Below are 1,072 nucleotides of genomic sequence, written 5' to 3' on the forward strand. Positions count from 1 at the left end.
GTTGGCGATATTGACGGGCCTAACCGCTCTCTGGAGCAGCTGCAGCAAAGCTTGGCGAGAGCAGTCAAACGCCTGCGAGAGCTTAATCTCCGTCCCATCGTTCTAGGCGGCGGTCACGAAACAGCCTACGGCAACTATCTAGGTCTCAAGTCGTCACTAAATCCTGACCAAAACTTAGCTGTGATCAATATGGATGCCCATTTTGACCTACGCCCCTACGATCAGACGGGCCCCAACTCCGGTACCGGTTTTCGTCAAATGTTTGATGACACCTTAGCTCAGAAACAGATCTTTAACTACCTTATCCTAGGGATTCAGGAACACAATAACAATCTCTTTCTCTTTGACTTTGTAGCCAAATCCAACGCTATCCAATTCCTGACTGGAATGGATATGTACCAAATGGGACATAAGGAAGTCTGCAAGGTAGTTGATGCTTTTCTAGCCGATAAAGAGCAGGTCTATTTAACCATTGATATTGACTGCTTTGCAGCTGGCGCTGCTCCTGGTGTCAGTGCCATCCAGTCGCTCGGTGTGGATCCCAATCTGGCCGTGCTGGTCTTCCAGCACATCGCTGCTTCAGGCAAGCTAATTGGCTTTGACATCGTCGAAGTCTCTCCACCTCACGATATAGATAACCACACGGCCAACCTAGCGGCAAGTTTTGTCTTTTACCTGACCCAAGTCTGGGCACAAGTACATGACTGATGAGAATTTAAAAACTTCATTACAAACACCAAAAGAGGATGAATATAACTTTCATCCTCTTTTATTTGTGTTCAATTCTTAAGACAAGGTCCGACGTAAGTTTTCTAATTCCTTGAGCTGGTGCCGGTCACGGTAGGGATTGAGCTGGCTTTTAGCCGTTTCATAGTAGGTCTCAAAGTCCTGATCTAGTAAATTTTCAAAACCAGCTTCTTGCAAACTGCCAGCCAGCTGGCGATACTTGATCACAGCCATCAGATAGTAGATCAAGCCCTTGTCCCGCGGATTGCCATAGCGACTAATGAGACTATCCTTTTTCCGCAGCAGATCAAGCACCGGCTGGTAATCCCCCTTCTCGCAGCCAATC

Annotated in this window: 2 protein-coding genes; one reads left to right on the forward strand and one right to left on the reverse strand. The window is 47.3% G+C overall.

Translation table 11 applies throughout. The features are described 5' to 3' along the window. A partial coding sequence (locus Q0191_RS04825) for an arginase family protein (protein WP_297664319.1) occupies window positions 1-708 on the forward strand: 708 nt, incomplete at its 5' end. A 78-nt stretch (window positions 709-786) separates the two neighbouring features. Here the strand turns inward: Q0191_RS04825 and Q0191_RS04830 are convergent. After that, window positions 787-1,072: hypothetical protein (locus Q0191_RS04830; RefSeq protein WP_297664321.1), on the reverse strand; the 286-nt coding region annotated here is incomplete at its 5' end.

It is taken from the genome of uncultured Streptococcus sp. (genome assembly GCF_938036805.1).
GTDB lineage: Bacteria > Bacillota > Bacilli > Lactobacillales > Streptococcaceae > Streptococcus.